The organism is Wolbachia endosymbiont (group A) of Longitarsus flavicornis, assembly GCF_963931955.1.
GTDB lineage: Bacteria > Pseudomonadota > Alphaproteobacteria > Rickettsiales > Anaplasmataceae > Wolbachia.
Map to the genome: position 1 here is coordinate 40,957 of NZ_OZ008337.1, position 20,031 is coordinate 60,987.

17 protein-coding genes and 2 pseudogenes are annotated in these 20,031 nt (G+C 35.1%); 13 read left to right on the forward strand and 6 right to left on the reverse strand.

From position 1 onward, the window contains the following. Positions 1 to 70: 70 nt before the first annotated feature. On the forward strand, positions 71 to 757 hold the full coding sequence (locus tag AABM58_RS00245) for a hypothetical protein (RefSeq protein WP_338405945.1): 687 nt from the start codon (positions 71 to 73) through the stop codon (positions 755 to 757). 33 nt (positions 758 to 790) lie between these two features. On the opposite strand, the gene metG is transcribed toward AABM58_RS00245, so the two are convergent. Next, positions 791 to 2,410 (reverse strand): methionine--tRNA ligase, encoded by a 1,620-nt coding sequence (metG, locus tag AABM58_RS00250; protein WP_338405946.1) that lies wholly within the window; start codon positions 2,408 to 2,410, stop codon positions 791 to 793. A 139-nt stretch (positions 2,411 to 2,549) separates the two neighbouring features. On the opposite strand from metG, the gene AABM58_RS00255 reads away from it, so the two are divergent. Then, positions 2,550 to 3,008, forward strand: a complete 459-nt coding sequence (locus AABM58_RS00255) for a TrbC/VirB2 family protein (protein WP_338405947.1) — start codon at positions 2,550 to 2,552, stop codon at positions 3,006 to 3,008. Positions 3,009 to 3,058: 50 nt separating this feature from the next. On the opposite strand, the gene ubiG is transcribed toward AABM58_RS00255, so the two are convergent. After that, a complete protein-coding gene (gene ubiG, locus AABM58_RS00260) occupies positions 3,059 to 4,228 on the reverse strand; it encodes a bifunctional 2-polyprenyl-6-hydroxyphenol methylase/3-demethylubiquinol 3-O-methyltransferase UbiG (RefSeq protein ID WP_338405948.1) in 1,170 nt (389 codons plus the stop codon). 195 nt (positions 4,229 to 4,423) lie between these two features. Here ubiG and AABM58_RS07900 point away from each other — a divergent pair. The 3 genes and pseudogenes from AABM58_RS07900 to AABM58_RS00270 all read left to right on the forward strand — a co-directional run. Next, a pseudogene (locus AABM58_RS07900) lies at positions 4,424 to 4,510 on the forward strand (WPE palindromic element domain-containing protein); the annotation flags it as partial. 618 nt (positions 4,511 to 5,128) lie between these two features. Next, positions 5,129 to 6,868, forward strand: a complete 1,740-nt coding sequence (gene dnaG / locus AABM58_RS00265; RefSeq protein ID WP_338405949.1) for a DNA primase — start codon at positions 5,129 to 5,131, stop codon at positions 6,866 to 6,868. A 237-nt stretch (positions 6,869 to 7,105) separates the two neighbouring features. Next, complete coding sequence (locus tag AABM58_RS00270) at positions 7,106 to 8,188, forward strand: Fic family protein (protein ID WP_338405950.1); 1,083 nt, start codon at positions 7,106 to 7,108, stop codon at positions 8,186 to 8,188. 233 nt (positions 8,189 to 8,421) lie between these two features. On the opposite strand, the gene AABM58_RS00275 is transcribed toward AABM58_RS00270, so the two are convergent. Then, a protein-coding gene (locus AABM58_RS00275) for an IS5 family transposase (RefSeq protein ID WP_338405927.1) occupies positions 8,422 to 9,214 on the reverse strand; the annotation gives its coding sequence in 2 pieces (ribosomal slippage) (positions 8,422 to 8,949 and positions 8,951 to 9,214; 792 coding nt in all). 97 nt (positions 9,215 to 9,311) lie between these two features. Between AABM58_RS00275 and AABM58_RS00280 the strand changes: the two genes are divergently transcribed. Next, complete coding sequence (locus AABM58_RS00280; protein WP_338405951.1) at positions 9,312 to 10,352, forward strand: efflux RND transporter periplasmic adaptor subunit; 1,041 nt, start codon at positions 9,312 to 9,314, stop codon at positions 10,350 to 10,352. Between the two features lie 705 nt (positions 10,353 to 11,057). On the opposite strand, the gene AABM58_RS00285 is transcribed toward AABM58_RS00280, so the two are convergent. The 3 genes from AABM58_RS00285 to AABM58_RS00295 all read right to left on the reverse strand — a co-directional run bounded on the left by AABM58_RS00285 (position 11,058) and on the right by AABM58_RS00295 (position 13,997). Further along, positions 11,058 to 12,230 carry a porin gene (locus tag AABM58_RS00285; protein ID WP_338406864.1) on the reverse strand — a complete coding sequence of 391 codons (1,173 nt, stop codon included), beginning with the start codon at positions 12,228 to 12,230 and terminating at the stop codon, positions 11,058 to 11,060. Positions 12,231 to 12,292: 62 nt separating this feature from the next. Next, the gene (locus AABM58_RS00290) at positions 12,293 to 13,108 is read right to left on the reverse strand and encodes a hypothetical protein (protein ID WP_338405952.1); all 816 of its coding nucleotides are present in this window, start codon (positions 13,106 to 13,108) and stop codon (positions 12,293 to 12,295) included. A 238-nt stretch (positions 13,109 to 13,346) separates the two neighbouring features. After that, the gene (locus AABM58_RS00295) at positions 13,347 to 13,997 is read right to left on the reverse strand and encodes a hypothetical protein (RefSeq protein ID WP_338405953.1); all 651 of its coding nucleotides are present in this window, start codon (positions 13,995 to 13,997) and stop codon (positions 13,347 to 13,349) included. 260 nt (positions 13,998 to 14,257) lie between these two features. Here AABM58_RS00295 and AABM58_RS00300 point away from each other — a divergent pair, with 260 nt between their 5' ends. From AABM58_RS00300 to AABM58_RS00330, 7 genes and pseudogenes are all read left to right on the forward strand, one after another. After that, positions 14,258 to 15,604 carry an IS110 family RNA-guided transposase gene (locus AABM58_RS00300; protein WP_338406860.1) on the forward strand — a complete coding sequence of 449 codons (1,347 nt, stop codon included), beginning with the start codon at positions 14,258 to 14,260 and terminating at the stop codon, positions 15,602 to 15,604. A gap of 1 nt (position 15,605) precedes the next feature. After that, positions 15,606 to 15,788 (forward strand): annotated as a pseudogene (locus AABM58_RS00305) (phage tail protein); the annotation flags it as partial. Between the two features lie 143 nt (positions 15,789 to 15,931). Continuing rightward, positions 15,932 to 16,678 carry an ankyrin repeat domain-containing protein gene (locus AABM58_RS00310; protein ID WP_338405923.1) on the forward strand — a complete coding sequence of 249 codons (747 nt, stop codon included), beginning with the start codon at positions 15,932 to 15,934 and terminating at the stop codon, positions 16,676 to 16,678. Positions 16,679 to 16,694: 16 nt separating this feature from the next. Continuing rightward, entirely contained in the window at positions 16,695 to 17,264 is a 570-nt protein-coding gene (locus AABM58_RS00315) for an ankyrin repeat domain-containing protein (RefSeq protein WP_253302212.1), read from the forward strand. Between the two features lie 184 nt (positions 17,265 to 17,448). Beyond that, positions 17,449 to 18,030 (forward strand): ankyrin repeat domain-containing protein, encoded by a 582-nt coding sequence (locus AABM58_RS00320; RefSeq protein ID WP_338405922.1) that lies wholly within the window; start codon positions 17,449 to 17,451, stop codon positions 18,028 to 18,030. A gap of 43 nt (positions 18,031 to 18,073) precedes the next feature. Beyond that, positions 18,074 to 18,505, forward strand: coding sequence for a DUF2924 domain-containing protein (locus AABM58_RS00325; RefSeq protein WP_338405921.1), 432 nt, complete (start codon positions 18,074 to 18,076; stop codon positions 18,503 to 18,505). Positions 18,506 to 18,515: 10 nt separating this feature from the next. Further along, complete coding sequence (locus AABM58_RS00330) at positions 18,516 to 20,018, forward strand: recombinase family protein (RefSeq protein WP_338405920.1); 1,503 nt, start codon at positions 18,516 to 18,518, stop codon at positions 20,016 to 20,018. Positions 20,019 to 20,031 lie beyond the last annotated feature (13 nt).

Genomic DNA, 20,031 nt, shown 5'->3' on the forward strand with positions numbered 1-20,031 from the left:
AAATTTGACATATCTTTTTGTTTGTGCTACAATCTTTAATAATAAATTAATTATTTTAGTGAGGTACACAATGAAAAATATATTTAATAAAACTAATGCACCCTATCTTGTAGCTAGTGCTCTGGCTACTTTAGCTCTGGTATCATCTGGAGTAGTTGGTGTCTTAACTGCAGTTGCGGTTTTTAATGCGAGCCTTCCACTTATTGCAGGCCTTGTAAGCCTTGCCGTATTTTCTGCTGCAACTATTGCATTTTCAGCTATAAGGATTAGCAAAAACAATATTATTTCTCAAAAAGAGGCTGAAGCACAATTTTATAAGGATAAACTTAGCACTCAAGAGCTGACTAGTTTAGATTATTTAGATCCTGCGGTTCCTTCTAAAAAGCAAGAGCAACAAGCTGATAAAAAGGTTGATTATTTAGATCTTGCAACTTCTAAGAATTTGAATCATTTAAATGTTGATATTTCTAGCCTGAAAGAGCAGTCAGCTAAGGATGAGATATATGAGGATGCAGTTGAAGAACAAGTTACTAAGGTTTCTAGCCCAGAAAGTCAGCCAGCCAAAGGAGAAAATGGTCAAGGTTGGGGTGCATGGGGTAAGGCTAAGGTAGCTGCAACAGTGACCACTGGAATAGGACTCTGTGGTGCTGTTTTATATTGTGCTGCATCATATATTCCTACAGTACTTAATGGAGTTGTAGCATCATCTATGGACAATAGTATGTCTGTAAACAATGGTACGTGCCCTAGTCAATGAATGTAATCCCATCCAAGAGAAATAGCTTAAAAACTATTTCTCCACTTTAGTATCAACCCTCAAAAAAACCGGCGTAGGTTTAGGCAATGTTATGCCTGAACTTACGCACGTATCGCACAGAGATTTTAAATCACGTTGTTCTTTCGGGATTTGCAGTTGATTTAGTATCATCTCCGCTGACTTTGGAACAATCGGTTGCAATAAAATGCCAATTATCCTGATATATTCTAGTAATTTGTAGATTACTAAGTTCATACGCGCTCTATCAGTTTTGCTTAATGTCCAGGGTGCACTTTTATCTATATAAGCATTTGCTTCAGAAGAGATGTTGATAATTAGAAGTATAATCTGGTTAAACTCATACTTTGATAAATGATTCATGATTTGATCAATTATGGACCTACAATTTGGCAAGCTCTCATTCCCTTGAAGCAAATTTTTATCAATTATTGGTACAATTCCAGAACATTGCTTGTGTAAAAATGAAATTGTTCTTTGTACTAAATTGCCTATGTTGTTTGCCAGTTCTGAGTTTATGCGGCTGATCATATTTTTCTTACTAAAGTTACCATCCTGGCCAAAACTTGCTTCTCGAAGGAGAAAATAGCGTAGTTGATCAACACCAAACTCTTGAGCGAGGTCAATTGGATCTATGACATTACCAAGGGACTTGGATATTTTTTCTCCCTCGTTTAGCCACCAACCATGAACTGCAATTTGTTTTGGTAGTGGCAAATCTGCTGCAAGGAGAATTGCCGGCCAATATACGGCGTGAAAGCGCAATATGTCTTTACCAATTACATGAACGTTGAAAGAGCTGTCAGCTAGGTTTGCAGCGCGTGACGCTGGAATCTGTGTTTCCTTCTGGATCCCAGCTGGGATGACAGATGGTGGTTCTGCCCAAAACTTCTTATATTCTTCACCTTCAGTACTAGGGAAACCTATTGATGTAAGATAATTGGTTAATGCATCTATCCAGACATAGATTACGTGTTTGTCATTACCTGGTACTTTTATTCCCCAGTTAAAACTAGTACGAGAGATTGAGAGGTCAATGAGCCCTGATCTTACAAACGATACCACTTCATTTTTTCTGCTCTCAGGAAAGATAAAATTTGGTTGACCTTCATATAGCTCAAGCAATTTATCTTGCCAGTTTGATAAGCGAAAAAAGTAGCTCTCTTCTTTTATCCACTGAACTTCCGCGCCTGTTGGTGCTTTGCCATCTATCAGCTCTGACTCCTGATAAAATGCTTCATCACGAACTGAATACCAACCCGAATAGGAATCCAAATATATTTGCCCTCTCTCTTCAAGTCTATTCCATAAAGCTATAACTGCTTTTTTGTGACGTTCTTCCGTAGTGCGAATAAAATCGTCATACTCAAAATTCATGAACTTAGCCAATTCTTTAAATGAAACGCTCACTTCATCTGTAAATTCTTTTGGCTGCATTTCCTTTGCTTTAGCTGCTTTTTCTATTTTTTGTCCATGTTCATCTGTACCGGTGGTAAATTTGACATTTTTCCCAGCTAGTTTCATGAACCTTGCCACCACGTCACACAAGAGAGAAGTGTATGCATGACCAATATGCGGCTTATCGTTTACGTAATATACTGGCGTGGTGATGTAAAAGTTCTCGAATTGTTCCATGGTTTAGCATTTTGATAAAAATCAACTGAGTTAATTATAGTATTAAAAAGGCAGTAATAAATAAATATTGATTGGGTTAAGCATAATTTTTGAAAAAAGCTATTTACTGAAATTTTATTAAAATAAGAAACAATCAGGCATGATTATTGAAAGAACAATGGGAAATTTTCTTGTAATTCTATTTATAGTTTTCTATGCATTTGATGCACACGCTGATGGAGCAACAGATGTAATGTGTAATGTAATAGGTTACGTTCATAGAATAGGTGGGCCAATGATCACAGTGGTAGTAATTGGTACAAGCTTGCTTGCAATATTTGGCAAAATGCCTTGGCCTGCGCTTTTCTCACTTGGTATGTTCGTTGCAGTGTTTTTTGGTGGTCCCCAAATTGTAAAAACGGTAACAGAAAAAGAAGTTTGTTGTCTTTATGAGGGGCAAACATTGGAAAATGGAAAGTGTGTTGCTGCTCCTGGATATGAACATGTAGGTAAGTCGTATTTTGGTTGTAAGGGGGCTTGGGTGGGGACTAATAAGCCCGGCACATGTATGAGAGCCGGCCAAGACCCTTCAAAGTATTGGATGATAAGGAAGAAGTGAAAAAGGTGCTTTTATGGATAAAATTGTTATTATGTTATAAATTATTGAATCTAACTACTCATCAAACCACAAAGTATATAATTAATATCCACACCTTTAGTTAAATTCCACTCACGCTTTATTACGTTGTACTCCATGCCAGCCATGTTTTGCAGCGTTACATTATTTTCTCTTAAGTGATTTGCAATTTCTGACGGCTTGAGAAATTTATTCCAGTTATGCGTACCTTTTGGCAGCCAATTTAATATGTACTCTGCACCAATTATTGCAAGGCAGAAGGATTTGATAGTTCTATTTATTGTGGATATAAAGATCAGTCCCTCTGGTTTTAGCAGCTCTATTGCTCTTCTCATAAAGAATTCTAAATTATCTACATGCTCGACTACTTCCATTAGTAAAATAACATCATATTTTTTGTTATTATTCAGCTCTTCAATGCTGGTGTGTATATATTCTATATTTAACCCTACTTTTTTTGCATGTGAATGCGCTACTTTTATGTTTTCTTCACATACATCTATTCCCACAACGTTAATGCCAACGCGTGCCATTGACTCTGACAAAATGCCACCACCGCATCCAACATCAAGCAATGATAATTCTTTCAAATTGCATTTTTTTAACTCTTTTATTTTCTCAATAATGTAAGATACTCTAACAGGATTCATCATGTGCAATGGTTTGAATTTGCCGTTCTCATCCCACCACTGGCCTGCCATTTTAGCGAATTTTGATATTTCATCTTCGTTATAAGTTTTTGTTTTTTTTTTCTTAGAGGTTATATTGCTGAGTTTATCAAGGCGTTTTTTATGTCTGCTTTCTTTTGAAAATTCTGTTTCGAGGAATTGTTCGACTATGTCTTTTGCTAATCCACTCGCAGTAAATCCTGCACCAAGACACAGTACATTTGCGTTGCCATGCTCGCGAGCTAATTTTGCGATTTCAACACTATTACACAAAGCAGCGTAGATTCCTTCAAAACGATTTGCCACAGTACTCATGCCCAAACCTGTACCACAAATTAATATCCCATAATTTGCTTTTTTGCTTGTTATATCTTCTACAACTTTAACAGCATAGTCTGGATAATCCACGCACTTTTGCTGAGCAGTGCAGCCTTGATCTACCACTCTATAACCTAGGGTTTCCAGGTAAGGTTTTATTTCTGATTTTAATTCATAACCAGCATGATCTGAGGCAATTGATACTACATCTAACATATAAGAAATAAGGACATTTTATATGGGTTTGAACTTTCTGTCAAGTCATTCAATGCTTCTGACCTTTTGGGAGTTCTAAAGCTATAGCTAAGGTTTTCCTACGTCATACCGCAATTCATTCCACAACTGTACGAACATTGTGATTTGAGAATAATCTCCGCCAGGAAGGGTGTCATCCCAGTGCTTTGGCACTGAGATCCAGAAAACTTAATTTTAAATAAGTACACCAGATAGCTGTATAATAAGAACTGGATTCCAGTGTCAAGCACTGGAATGACACCTCCTGTATAAATATTAAGAAATTTACCAAACGAAAAAAAAGGCAAAAGAAGCCCCGTGGTTGGCTAATTACTTACATTATACTTTCAAGTATGGCGTTTTTTTATTCTAAACACTTAATAACCGCGATTTAGCTGCTTTTAAGCCGCAACTAATCTAAATTATAAACGTTAAGAAATTTACTAAACAGAAAAAAAGGCAAAAGAAACCCTAGGGTAGCTAGTTATTCACTATCCATTTTTTAAGTTGGCGTTTTTTAATGTTTTAAATGCTTTATAAGCGTATTTCAGCTTGTGTAGGTCAAAACCCGGAAATTTGATAAAGACATAAGGTGCACATAGTGCAAAAAATTAAACATGAGACGCCAGATACGTTGAGTTTTTTTGTCATTTAATCTGTACAGAGAAGATAAATAAATAGCTTCAGTTTCATGATAAGGGCGCTGGCGAGGTTTGTCAAGGAAGTTTTTTGTTTCTGTGGGCTACCTGGATGACAGGATTGCTCTTGAATTTGTATAGCTACATTGTCGGTAAATCTAAATTGCTTTAGTTATAGAAATAAATTTCGAGTCAGATGTGTATAAATTCTATATAATTTTTATCCTACTACTAATTTAACAAGATGGATCATATAGATATTATAAAATCAAAATTATTATTATCCGACATAGTAGGTAAAAAAGTCAGATTAATAAAAAGAGGAGATAGTTTTGTTGGGCTCTGTCCATTTCATAACGAAAAAACCCCATCTTTTTCGGTGAGCAATACTAAGGGGTTATACTACTGTTTTGGTTGTTCAGCTAGTGGTGATGCATTTGAATTTATTTCACAAACTGAAGGATTAAGCTTTAAAGAAGCATTGGAAAAATTAGCATCGGTTACAGGTGTTGAACTGCCCAAAAGTCTTAGTATTACAAAAGAGGACAATAAACTATTTTTAGCGCTTGATTTAGCTGCAAATTGGTTTGCACAAAAAAATCAGGGCGTTGTAGATTATTTAAAGCAGCGCAAGATTTCACCTAAAATCATAGATAAATTTAAGATAGGTTATGCACCAAGCTCTGGTTTGAAAGAGTATTTAAACTCTTCAGGTATTGAAGACAAAATTTTAATTGATATTGGATTAGTAAACAAAAATTTTCGTGATTATTTTTATGACCGGCTGATATTTCCTATACAGAGCATTGCAGGAAGAGTTATTGGTTTTGGCGGACGTGCGCTGAGCTTTGAGCAACAGCCGAAATATTTAAACAGCCCAGAGAGTCAGCTCTTCAAGAAGAGAGAGAATTTATACGGATTAAACTTCGCTTTAAGCGAAATACGTAAAAAACAGCACATATTTGTTGTTGAAGGATATATGGACACTATAGCGCTACATCAAGCGGGAATTAATAATGCAGTTGCTCCGCTTGGTACCGCAATTTCTGCAGAACAGATAAAAAATCTATGGAGATTTGCTAAAGAAATCTCCATCTGTATGGATGGCGATAGTGCTGGACGTCATGCTGCTACTCGAGTTGCAGAACTTGCTCTGCAAATATTAGAGCCTGGATACACGTTAAAGTTTGTGACTTTGCCGAGTAATAAAGATCCATACGATATATGTAACGAACTGGAATACAAGAAAGAAGACGTATTGACTGCTCTTGACCATTCAACAAAACTGCATTCTGAATATTTATGGCATCACATAATCGATAGCAATTTGCAAAATTATGAAAAACTTGCTCCGGAAAAATATTCAATTCTTGAGCACAAGTTCATGGAATATGTAAATACTATTAGCAACAGCAGTATTAGAAGGTATTACAGAGATTATTTTTACAATAAGGCTAGTGAACTAAGAAGTAGCTTCAAAAAACAGATTTTTAATAGTAAAACTAGAGCAACAAAAGGTGAGTATCTTCATAACAAATCTCCAGAGCTAATTGAAGCAGAGCAAAATCAGGCCGTAATTTTGCGTATAGCCGTAGAATTTCCTGAAATCTTGAACCGTCCTATATTTTTTGAGCAATTTTCTCATTTTGAATTTACTAATGAGATGAAAAGATTGCAACAGCGTGTAATTGATGCAATAAGTAACAAAAGCAAACTCGATAAAGAGCAAGAATTAAAACAGTTTAACGTTATAAAGTATGTATTTGAAAAAACTAGTGTACTAAATAGCCAACTAAACGAGAGAAAATCTGCAGAAGTTGTGTGGAATAATATAGTGTTACTAAAAGAATTAAATGCATTACGAAAAGAAAGAACCGAAGCGAGGCTGAGCGGTAATCTTGACTTAGAAGAAAGGTTGATAGAACAAATAGAGCAAATAGAAAGTAATATACAAGAAATGCAAATGGAGTTTATTGAAAAGTAGATATCGTCTCGTTAGTCAACAAGAAAATTACAAAATAAGACAATATTTTACATAAGATTGAAATTTTTAACTAATTAAGCCTTCCTCCAACAGCTTTGCCCTGTAGTTTTTGATATGGTTAGGATCACTTGAAAATGTATAATTTTTGTAGTTAGCTCTGCTATGCATATAAAGCTTACTATTGACTTTTATCACATTATCTCACATTATCTCACATAATATGCATGTGAGAAGAATATGAACTGGAAGAATTTTCGTCTTAGTACACGTCTCAACCTAGAAGGGCCTGTAATTGAGCAAGTATACGAATTAATTACTGCAGTTGATAGTGTTAAAAATAGCTGGCAGATAACGAAAAAACTACTACCACAAACAATTGAAAGATTAACTCATTCAGTGATTGTTACATCTTCTGGCGCTTCTAACCGTATTGAAGGAAATCGTCTAACCGATAAAGAAGTTGAGGATCTATATAAAAACCTACGTGTCAAAAAATTTAAAAATAGAGATGAGCAAGAAATTGCTGGCTACTTAGAAATGCTTAAACTAATATTTCACGATTATACGGATATTCCAATTAGTGAGTCATCAATATTGCACATTAACAACCAGATGCTACTTTATAGTGAAAAAGATTTGTATCATAGAGGAAAATACAAAGCAAGTTCTAATAGAGTTGAGGCAAAAGATCAGAATGGAAAAGTTGTTGGTATAATTTTTGATCCCACACCACCTTACCTTGTTAGAAAGGAAGTACAAGAGCTTATTGATTGGTATCACTGGTCCTTAAATAATAAATTTAAGCATCCTCTTATTATTGTTGCTAACTTTGTTTTTGAGTATTTGGCAATACACCCTTTTCAAGATGGGAATGGCAGAACTAGTAGATTGATGACTAATTTAATGCTGTTGCAGCAGGGTTATGATTTTGTATCTATTGTATCACATGAAAAGATAATTGAAGCTAACAAACTTGATTACTATTTAGCGCTTAATAAAACACAAAGTAGCTGGAAAAGTGGCAAAGAAGATATTTCCCCATGGTTAATATTTTTTCTTAATGTGCTCAAAACGCAAGCAAATGAGGCGCATTATATTCTTGAGAGGGAGAATACTGAATATTTATTATCAAGAAAACAATTGTTTTTCTGGGAATGGGCACTTAGCCTTGCAGATAAAGAATTTAGTAGAAAAGATGCTATAGAAGCTCTAGGATTTCCTCCAAGAACAGTAGAGGCAATTACAAAGAAACTGCTAGGGATGAAATACTTACAGCGTCTTGGAGAAGGCAAAGCCACTAGATATAAAGTTATTATTTAAAAGTTTTAGTATGTTTTTCAAGATTTTTTTAAATCCAGTCTTATGCACAACTTTGTTTGCAATTTTACATTTTTATTCGATTAAAAATTGCATTTTAGCAATAAAAAACTTACTTATTGTAGGAAAATCTTGTGTTTGTTCTCATATAAAACTATTTATGGAGTGACAATGGTACATGTATTATACTTACATTTCTGATTCGAAAATTTATGCAGTTGTTTCTAAGAACCTGTTCATAATCTTTTGAGGAACAAAGCAGTGAAAGCAAGAACTACCATTTGCAAGCTGGTGTTGAGTTTACGCTCGCAATTTTTCCATAACCGTCTACATTTTTCCAACCAAGCAAAAGAACGCTCTACAACCCATCTTTTTGGCAATACAGCAAAGGTATGTAATTCACTGCGTTTTATTACCTCAACAGTTGCACCAATAGTTGCTTTTATTTGTGTTGCAAAATTCTCTCCCGTATAGCCTGCATCAACCAGTACATTTTTAACTCCCGAGAGGTTTTCTTTTGCATTTTCTACCATTCTCACAGCACTGCTACGGTCAGTTATCTCTGCTGTTGTTACATAAATTGCATGTGGCAAACCTTGCGTATCTACTGCAATATGGCGTTTTATTCCTGAAATCTTTTTGCCTGCATCGTAGCCTTTTTCTTCAGCAGTATCTGCATTTTTTACACTCTGTGCATCAATTATGCAGAAGCTGGTTTTTTCTTTCCGACCATTGTTTTGTCGGACTACGCCAACTATTTTTTTTTAACACCAGCTCCAGAACACTTTCTTTATTTGCATCTGGTTTTTCACTCCACTTCTTAAAATAGTCGTAACAATTGCGCCATTTTGGAAACTCTTTTGGTAGCATTCTCCACTGACAAACGCTTTTCAGAACGTATAACACTCCACAAAATACATCATACAAATCAAGTTTTCTTGGTTTTGTTTTTTTTCTACAGGACTCTAGATCTGGTAATATAATCTCAAATCTTTCCCGACTTATATTACTTGGGTATAAACTCCTCATATATCCTAACTTATATACATTATCTCTTAGTTTATTCCTTTCTTGAGATCATGTACAGGTTCTAACAAGATTGGTCAACAAATTCTATTGTTTAAAGGTGAGAAACAAAGTAATCATCCTTTCTAGTATTGCTTTTATTCTACTGTTTTTTATCAGCAGTGCATTTTTAAAAAAAGATCAGGCGGTTCATAGTGATAATGCAACTAGTAGCTTTTCAGTAAAAACTCAAGAATGTGCGCCGCAAAACCTCACTATATATTTAAATTTTTCTGGTACAGTAAATCCCTTACATAGAGCTAGCCTTGTCTCAAAAATAAGTGGTAAGATTATTGCTATTTATTTACCTGATGGTGAAAAGGTAAAAAGAGATGATGTAGTGTTAAAGATAGAAGATTATGACAGGATTGAGCAAGCTCAGAAAGCCAAAGCTTTATTAAAGCAGCGTGAAATTGAGTATGATTCCTCTCACAAACTGAATAAAAAAGGCTATGGAGCACAAATACAAGTAGAAGCAGCTTTTACTGCGTTACAAAGTGCAAAAGCTGACCTAAAAAGGCTAGAATTGGATTTAGAAAATACTGCAGTCACATCTCCTATAGATGGTTATATTGATAAAATCAATGCAAACGAAGGGGATTTTGTTAATGCTGGGCAAAAAATAGCTGACGTGGTTAATTTCGATCAAATTCTTGTAGTGTTATACGTTTCGGAAAATGAAGTAAATAAAATAGAGCTAGGCAGCACAGCTCAAATTAATTTGCTGGACGGAAAAGAATTGGCAGGAGAAGTAAGTTTTATTAGTAAAATTGCTGAGCCTAAAACTGGGTCTTATAGGGTAGAAGTAAAGGTAACTAATAATAAAATGATATCCTTGCAGGGATTAACTGCCAACGTCAGACTACCTTCAGGCGAAAGATTTGCATATAAAATTCCTTCTTCAGCCCTGAGCTTAAGTGACGAGGGTGCTCTTGGAATAAAGATTGTTGATGACAATAATTATGTAATATTTGTACCAATAGAAATTGTTGATCATGAGAGCGATGGGGTTTGGATAGTAGCAAATAACGAAGGTAAATCCATAAAGTTAATAGTATTGGGCCACCTATTTGTTAAGCCTGGTGATAAGGTTGAAGCCTAAGTCTTTCTCAATATACTCCTTGCGTAACAAACTTTTGGCAGCGTGTTGGAAAAACTTGCTTGACAAACTCCGCCAGCCCTCTTATCATAAAACTGAAGCTATTTATTTATCTTCTCTGTACAGATTAAATGACAAAAAAACTCACGTATCTGGCGTCTCATGTTTAATTTTTTGCACTATGTGCACCTTATGTCTTTATAAAATTTCTAGGTTTTTACCTAATATAAGCTGAAATGCGCTTATAAAGCATTTAAAACATTAAAAAACGCCAACTTAAAAAATGGATAGTGAATAACTAGCTACCCTAGGGTTTCTTTTGCCTTTTTTTCTGTTTAGTAAATTTCTTAACGTTTATAATTTAAATTAGTTGCGGTTTAAAAGCAGCTGAGTCATGGTTATTAAACGTTTAGAATAAAAAAACGCCATACTTGAAAGTATAATGTAAGTAACTAGCCAACCACGGGGCTTCTTTTGCCTTTTTTTTCGTTTGGTAAATTTCTTAATGTTTATGGCTAAAGATTGCACGAATGTTGCAATTACAAAAGCGTTTCTACTAGGAGGGTGTCATCCCAGTGCTTGACACTGGGATGACACCTCTGGGTACTGCCGTCATAAAGGAACCAGTGTCAGATAATTTCATGACACCTCTGGGCACTGGAATGACAAGAGGAGGGTACTTGGATGACAGGCGGCAATGTAACCTCATTAAAAACTTAATTTTAACCCAGCCAAGAGCACATAACCAGAGTTGTTATTTTCTATTTTAGGTTCTTTGGTACTAAATTTTACAATATCGAAATAGTATGAAGTACCTAAAAAAAGAGAATTTTCAAGGCTTAAAGCATATGATGTTAACTCGTTTGTACCTTCGCCTGCAATATCCCTACCACTACTAAAATATGTTAAGCTCGATTTGTAAGAATCAGAACGGTAAGCGATACCTGCATTTATATAATACGTATTATTTGTTTCAGGATTATGCTTCTCACCAGATTTACCGCCATTACCATACGAAAAAATGCAATCAAGATCGAACAATTTTAGCTTCAAACCAAAATTCCAGTGTAGTAATTGATTATGACACTGAAGATCGCTAGGATTTTTATTTGTACAGTCATTAAAATTTTCTCTTGCAAATTCACCAGTCAAAGCAGTAGTAAAACCTATATCATCTGACAAGCCGTTTTTATAGGAAAGGCCAGCAGCAATTAGATTGCTGTACTGTAAGTTATTTTTTCCTGGGACATAACTGAACCCGAGTTGAAAGTTATAGATTTCAGGGGAGATGTAGTTAATTGATGATTGTCTTAACCCTAGTTCTAGCACATTATAATCGCTATAAATGTTGGGTTTTACCCAAAAAGTCTTGTCTTTATCATATCCAGGGTCATTATCTTTGTTTTTGTTACCACGCAAATTTGCATAGTTTGTCCAATGACCATTTATTCCCCCAGCAGCTGCATAAATTTTTGAAGTGTTAATTAACATGCTCTGACTAACTAAACTTCTTTTACCATATTCAACTGATCCAAGTTCCTGGTTTTTTATGATAAAATACCATTCCTCCATGTCTAACTTTTCTATATCTAACGCTTTTAGGTTTGCAATACCAGAAACCCCTGCCTTAACATTAACCCCCATTTGAGTATTTGGATAAACTTGCTGTAAATAAAGAAAGCGCAAGTATGAATAACTTGAAGTTTTATCCTTAGCCTTAGCATTGAAAGAATCTCTGTTGAAGGCGTAGCCGAATCTCAAATCTATTTTTCCGTCTAGCTCTACATAAAATATTTCCTTATCCAAAATTGTTCTAGAGCTAGCACTATTCTGTGAAAATAATAACGAAAGCAGTGCTATCAGGTAGTACCTTAACTTCATAAATAAACTTAAATTTTTGTAAAAATTTAAGTTTAAACTCAATATAAATAAAAAACAACTTTTCAGAAGGTGCCGCTGGTAGATTTTGCTGCCTGTTTTTGAGCTATATTCCCATAAATTATTGATACACTTGGTAATTTTCGCTTTAATAACTGCTTATTAATGGCAGAATGTATACGATTAATTATTTTAGATGTACTTTTTACATCGCAGTTAATCAAAACAAAAAGCACTTTATTCTCATCAATATACCCTAGAAAATCATCACTACGGCAATTTTTATAAAAATGTTCTATGACAACTTTCAGTGCATCATTTGTCTCGCTACAGCTACTATTTAAGCCAATTATTCCTATAGCTGCATTAATTTGATGTTGAAAGGCGAAATTCAATATAACGTATAACTCTAGAATAGTGGACTCATTGCCCGGTATATCGAATAAGTCATGGTTTTTATATTTTTTACCCATTAGATATTCATCTCTAAAGATTCCTAATTTATGGGACAAACTGATATCACGTATTAACAGCTCATAATTTATTTTATTACTGGCAAATTGTGCAGTGCGGAAAACTTTTACTTTTGTCCTGATATCTTCTCCCTTAGCATCAATTAAGGAAAAATCTATCACTTTAGGTAGTATATCAAGTAAATCGTGTCCATTTTCGGTATACTCTAAATAATTCTTCACGTTGTCAGCTGCTCTTGCGCTTAAGATATTAATTAATGGCTTATTAAGCAAATTCTCCTCTTCATATTTTAACAAATCCCTTGCAACTTGATTGAGCCCCGCAATTAACACGGTTTTTTTCTTATTATCCTGACAAATAGATACCACAGCATCATCTTTCCTTCTTGCAGTTATGAAATCATCCATATTTTCATTTTATATGATACATCTATAAGTATAATAAAATTACATTAAAATTTACTTACTTATTAATATGCTTGATTAGATATAAGTAAAATGTCATATGGGATGGCTTTGTTAGCTGCTTTAGGTGGTAATAAATGGATAGTCAAGCAAAATTACATTTGTAACTTTGCTTGACTTGTCCGTTTTTTTTATGTCTTTATTACAATCATAACCTCTAGCTCTGAGTTATACCCCTTTATTACATTGTATTAGATGGAAGTAGAACAGGACCCAATTTTGCGTTTTGTTGTTCTGAAAGACTCCCTAAAAGATCTGTACCAGGTTTTAGCTGCTCAGCAAAATCAAGATTACTGCTTGGTCCTGAATCTTCCAATTGCACGATAGTGCCGCAAGCTTCTTCGTATGATGGTGGTTGTGCTTCTGAAAGATCTGCTGGCTGCTTAGGTCCATCGTATGGTGGTGCTGAAGGTTTTTTACCATAATCGCCTACTCCTGTTTCTTCTTGTTCTAACTTCTTCACATCTTCAGTATTAGTTGCTTTATCCATACATTTTGGTTTTTCTACAAAGTCTTGCATTTCTTTGTGTTTTGGTTCTTCTATATAGTTTTGCATTTCTTTTATAAAACTTTTCTCATAGTTCCTATTTACTAAGTAAGCTACACCTGCTATTATAAGCGTTAATGCCATAACAATGAAAGGTGAAACTGCTATATACCTAAAAACCGTTACTTCATGCATACTCATATGAGTGGGTGGGTTAATGGCTATTATTATTGGGAGAAAGAAGAATACAGAAGTAAGCATTAATATTATAGCAGTGATACCTAAACATCCTAATGCTACTTCTTTTAATAATCCTCCGTTTTTCTTTTTATTATTAAGCGTCAAACAGACGAAATCTGTCAAACCAGGAAGAAACTCCCAATTTAAGTTTTGAGTAATTTCTGATATAACTTTGTGAGAAGCGCTTTTGCAGTTATAACCGACCAAGTCACTGGTGCCTTTAGTGCCCGTTCGTAAGCGTGGTTTTGGGAGGAACGGTCAAATCATTGATGGAGTTTTTGTAGACTACCTCGGTTAGGAGATTGTACTATCAACCGTTCCAAGCTGAAGCGTTTCCCTATTACAAATTATACGAAGGAGTTGCCATGAAAAAAGCAAAAAGTAAATTAGAAATAGTGAATCCTGATGCAGCAGGGATTGATGTTGGTTCATCTGTACATTATGTATGTGTACCTGAAGGAAGAGATGAACAACGTATCCAAAAATTTGGCTGCTTCACTGAAGACCTTCATAATTTAGCACGGTGGTTGAAAAAATGTAAAGTTACAACTGTAGCTATGGAATCAACAGGAGTATACTGGATTCCTTTATTTCAAGTACTCGAATCATATGGGTTTGAAGTAAAACTGGTAAATGCGCGACATGTAAAAAATGTACCTGGAAGAAAGTCAGATGTTCAGGACTGTCAGTGGTTACAACAACTACACAGTTATGGACTACTTCATGGATCATTCAGACCCGATGATCAAATTTGTGTATTGCGTAGTTATGTGCGGCAACGTAAAAGTCTTACTGAAAGTGCATCTACACATGTTCTGCGTATGCAGAAGGCATTAATTCAAATGAATATACAGCTGCATAAAGTTATAAGAGATATTACTGGAGTAACTGGTATGAAAATTATCAAGGCTATAATCGAAGGCGAAAGGGATCCTGAGAAATTGGTTGAATTCAGGGATGCACGAATAAAAAATGATCAGTCTACTATTGCAAAAGCGTTAGCTGGTGACTATAGAGAGGAACACTTATTCACGCTAAAGCAAGAATTTGAACTATATAATATCTATCAAGAAAAAATAGCAGAATGTGATAGAAATATTGAGGCCTATTACAAAACGTTCGAAACAAAACCTGGCGAAAGTAAACAGTTGAGTAAGGAAAAGAATAAGCATAGAAAAAGTAAGCCAAACTTTGCTTTGCACGAGGAACTGCACCGGATAACTGGTATGGATTTTACTAAAGTTCCAGGGCTTGATGTACTAAGTGTACAGACCATAATTTCAGAAACTGGTATAAACCATAGTAAATGGTCAACAGAAAAACACTTCTCATCGTGGTTAGGACTCAGCCCTGCCAATAAAATTACAGGAGAAAAAGTGTTTAGCACAAGAACGCGTAAAGTCATTAATCGTGCTGCGAATGCATTTCGAATGGCTGCTAATTCTGTGGGAAATAGTAAAAGTGCATTAGGTGCATACTACAGGAAATTAAAAAAACGATTAGGAGCGCCAAAAGCAATAACAGCTACTGCAAGAAAGATAGCGTGCATATTTTATAGTATGCTCAAATACGGACAGGAATATGTAGAAAAAGGAATGGAATACTATGAAATACGCTATAAAGATAGAACTGTAAAAAATTTGATCAAAAGAGCAAAGGAACTTGGCTATCTCTTGGTAAAAAAAGATGAGTTAGTTCAAGGAGTTTCTTAGGAGATTTGGTTTAACAGAACACAATGTTCATTTTGGAAGCGATTTAAATTCAGAGCAAAAGGATTCAATACATGAACCGGAAAATTACATTTTAGTGTTTTACCCAGGTGTACTAACGTGGCACGAACATCGTCATTTGAACAGGTCTTGGGAAGAAAAACAGATCATATGTTTAATACGCTAAATACTTATATTTATATCTTCATATATTACATTAACATTCGGTAAAAATGTGTGTTTTTTGAAAAAAAAAGTTGCTTTTTGATATCAAAACAGGCATAACTAGAATAGTAGTGGGTAAACATAAGAAGTTTACTTTACGCTAGAATGAGCCAAATTGGCGATTTTATGTATGTTTTTATAGTGAGGTATGTAATGAGGTTTAGCAAGGAAAAGAGAGAAGCTTTTAATAAGTCATTTTATGAATTATTAGACAACTCGTTTAAGAATATTAATGAAAAAGATGAAAAAGGGGAAACGATACTACATAAGGCAGCAAGAATGTCGACAAGAAAAAAAGTAAGTTTTCTAGTCAAGAAAGGAGCGGAAGTCAATGCGAGAGATAACAAGGGTTTTACACCGTTACACTGGGGAGCATTAGCGAAACGTCTAGAAAACGTAAAAGAGCTGACAAGGTCAGGAGCGGAAATAAACGCTATAGAGTATGGTAGTAAACATACAGCACTACATCTTGCATGTATGGTAGGAGCAGAAAGTATAATAAAAGTGTTGGTGAAAGCAGGAGCGGCAATTAATCAACAGAGTAAATTTGGTTGTACACCAATGTATTGGCTAATGGACAATGAAAAGAATAAAGAGGTGAAGAAATTCCTGGAAAAGCAAGGAGGTGTAGTAAGAGATAGACCAGAGATATGCGATGAAATAGTGGAGTCGGTTGGAGAAATGGTAGATGTATGGAGTAGAAAATTTTTACCGAAGTTAAAAGGGAAGGTGGTAAGTTTAGAAGAAATAAGAAAAAGAGATGAGTCGCTAATAATAGAAGATTTTAACAACGTAATAAGCAGGGTGGTGGGCAAGATGAACACTATGATTAAAGAATTTGATGAAAGATAGATAGTTGAGGTATATTATGGTAAAGTTTAACAAAGAAACAAAAAATGCTTTTGATAAGTTACTGAAAGCAATATCAGAAGAAAACATAAAAGGAAAAGATTCAGGTGGTTGTACGGCATTGCACCGAGCAGCACAAGTGTCAAACCCAGAAGTAATAAAGTTATTAATAGAAAAAGGTGCAGGTATAAACGATAGAAACAATAGAGGCGAGACACCGTTGCACCTAGCAGCATTTTTAGGAAATAGAAAGAATGTGAAAGCACTGATAGAGAAAGGAGCCGAGGTAAATGCAAAGTCGAACAACAAAGCAGTACCACTACACTTAGCCTGTTTAGCAGGGAGGAAAGGAACAATAGAAGAGTTAATGAAGGCGGGAGGAGATCTTGATACAGTAGATAAATTTGGATGTAGTCCACTAAACTATGCGAAGATTTACCAGAAGGTAACGAATTTTCTAGAGAAAAGGGGAGTGAATATGAGAGATGTGGCGGTGATGTATGGAGAAGCAAACAAGGCAATAGAGGAGATAATGGAGAAACGAAACGTAAATGAATTACAACAGCAGGAGGTAGATTTAACAGATTAAACATATAGATTTATATCTTAATATAATATGCTGAAAAAATGTGTATATTTTGTAAAAAAAAACTTGCTTTTTATGCCAAAACAGCCCTAAGTGAAAAAGTAGCTAGTAAATAAACAAGATTTGCTAAGCGCTAAAGTGAGCCAAATTGGAGCCACTTTATATTGTATTAATAGCTGAGGAACTTATGGTAAAATTTAGTAAGAAAGAAAGAGAAGAATTTAATAAGTCGTGGAAAGAAGTATTAGATAACCCAATAGAAAATATTAATAAAAAAGACACAAAAGGAAGGACGATATTACATTATGCAGTAGGGATGCTAGATCCAAAAAAAGTGAGGTTATTAATCAAAAAAGGAGCAGATATAAATGTGGCGGATGCAGGGCAATATAGACCACTACACCTAGCAGTGATGGGCCAACGTCTAGAAAATACAAAAGAGCTGATAAAGGCAGAAGTCGATGTAAACGCAGTGGAACGAAATAGCAAATTTGCCCCGTTACACCTTGCCTGCATGGTAAGTGAAATAAAAATAGTAGAAGAGCTAGTAAAAGCAGGAGCGAATATAGAGCAAAAGGATAAATTTGGCAAAACCCCAATGGATTATGCGAGAAATAATAAAGAGATAAAAGAAGTGTTAGAGAACGTAAGAATCGCAAATAAACAGAGGGAGTTTATAGAAAGAATAAGGGTTGTATCGGAAAGTACGACAGCAGGTGTGATAGTAGCAAAGGAAGAGCTAGAAACTGTGGATGAGAAAGTGCTATAGCGTTTTAAAAATTCAGAAGGGCTGTGTTTGAAAAGGTGATCATATGGAAAAAAAAGTAGAAAAAGAGGTAAAATGCTTAGAGAAAAAACCACTAGCAGAACTGAAAAAAATATGGAAGAAGGTATTTGAGGAAGAAGCACCTAGACACTCAAAGAAATACTTGATACCGAGGTTAGCATATAGGTTACAGGAGAAAGCGTATGGAGAAATATCAAGAAAAGGAGCAAAAAGACTAGAATACCTGGCAGATCGACTAGAGAAGGGAAAAAGAATAAGTAGCGATAAACTGCCAGTGGAGGGAACGGAGTTGATACTAGAAAGAGGTGAGGAAACGCATGCGGTATTGGTAACAGATACTGGTTTAATCTACCGAGAAGAGTTTTATACGTCATTATCAGCGGTAGCCGGAAAAATAATGGGAATGAGCTACAACGGTCCTTTATTATTTGGGATGCGTGATAAAAAGGTAAGTTGAGGGGGAGAAAATGCTAAAAGAGGTGAGGTGTGCGATATATACGAGAAAATCAAATGAAGATGGACTAGAACAAAAGTTTAATAGCTTGGACGCACAAAGGGTAGCATGTGAAAAATATATAAAAAGCCGAGAAGGGTGGGTAGCATTAGCCAAAAGGTATGATGATGGAGGCTATTCAGGAAAAAATTTAGAAAGACCAGCGATAAAGGGATTGTTTGAAGATGTAAAAGCCGGAGAAGTGGACTGTGTGGTAGTGTATACGCTAGATAGGTTATCAAGAGAAACAAAGGACTGCATAGAAGTAACGTCATTTTTTAGAAGGCACCGGATAAGTTTTGTAGCAGTGACGCAAATATTTGATAACAACACACCAATGGGAAAATTTGTACAAACAGTGTTATCAGGAGCGGCACAGCTAGAAAGAGAAATGATAGTAGAGAGAGTAAAAAATAAAATAGCAACATCGAAGGAAGAGGGTCTATGGATGGGAGGGAATGTGCCGCTAGGGTATGACGTAAAAGATAAAGAATTAATAATAAATGAAAAAGAAGCAAAAGTAATAAAGCATATATTTGAGAGGTATATGGAGCTGAAATCAATGGCAGAATTGGCAAGAGAGTTAAACAGAGAAGGATATCGAACGAAAGCAAAATCAGATATCTTTAAAAAGGCCACAGTGAGGAGAATAATAACAAATCCGATATATATGGGAAAAATCAGACATTATGAGAAGCAATATGAGGGAAAACATGAAGCGATAATAGAAGAAGAAAAATGGCAAAAAGCGCAAGAATTGATAAAGAATCAACCATATCGAAAAGTAAAATATGAGGAAGCGCTGCTAAAGGGGATAATAAAGTGCAAGAGCTGTGAAGTAAACATGACGCTGACCTATGCAAAAAAGGAAAATAAAAGGTATCGATACTACATATGCAATAACCATTTAAGAGGAAAAGATTGTGGATCAATAAATCGAACCGTAGTAGCAGGAGAAGTGGAAAAAGAAGTAATGAAGAGAGCGGAATGCTTATATGAAAATTGGGAAAAAGGGGCAAAAAAAGAAAAATGGGAAAATTTAAGTTTCAGAGAGCAGAAAGAAGCAGTGAAAAAATTAATAAAGGTAGTGTGGGTAAGAGAGGAAGGAGTAGAAGTATGTTCTGAATCAGAGGAGACATTTATAGCAATGAATTTGAAGAAGAAAGGAAACAAATGCACAGTAGTGGAACCAGAAGGAAAAACAAACAATGCGCTACTGAAAGCAGTGGTGAGAGCCCATCTTTGGAAACGTCAACTAGAGGAAGGAAAATATAGAAGTGTGAAGGAGCTGAGCGTTAAAATTAATATAGGTACAAGACGTATACAACAAATTTTAAGATTAAATTATTTAGCTCCAAAGATAAAAGAAGACATAGTAAATGGGAGGCAGCCAAGTAGTTTGAGGTTGGTTGATTTGAGAGAAATACCGATGCTGTGGAGTGAGCAATTGGAGAAATTTTATGATCTTAATTTATAAAAACAATAGGAGA